This is a genomic window from Lentzea albidocapillata (assembly GCF_000719115.1).
In the GTDB taxonomy this organism is placed as follows: Bacteria; Actinomycetota; Actinomycetes; order Mycobacteriales; family Pseudonocardiaceae; genus Lentzea; species Lentzea albidocapillata.
Genome location: NZ_JOEA01000108.1, coordinates 1 through 262 on the forward strand (window position 1 = coordinate 1; position 262 = coordinate 262).

A 262-nucleotide genomic window follows, 5' to 3' on the forward strand; every position below is an offset into this window, starting at 1 on the left:
AACCACATCGGGATCCACGCACCACCGAGCAGCAGCTGCGCGATGTTCGCCGCCCCGAGCTGGGGAGTGCGGAAGATGCCGAGCCGCACCAGCGGAGCCTTCCGCTTGGCCTGGATCAGCAGGAACGAGCCCAGCAGCACCACGGCGACGATCAAACCGGCAATCGTCTCGGCCGAGGCCCATCCCGCTTCCGGGGCCCGCACGACGGCGTAGACCGCCACCGCCAGACCGGCCGTCACGGTGATCGCCCCGAGCAGGTCGG

At 70.2% G+C, this 262-nt stretch carries 1 pseudogene; it reads right to left on the reverse strand.

Annotated features, from left to right (window positions below):
• Positions 1-262 (reverse strand): annotated as a pseudogene (locus tag IG04_RS47570) (MFS transporter); the annotation flags it as partial.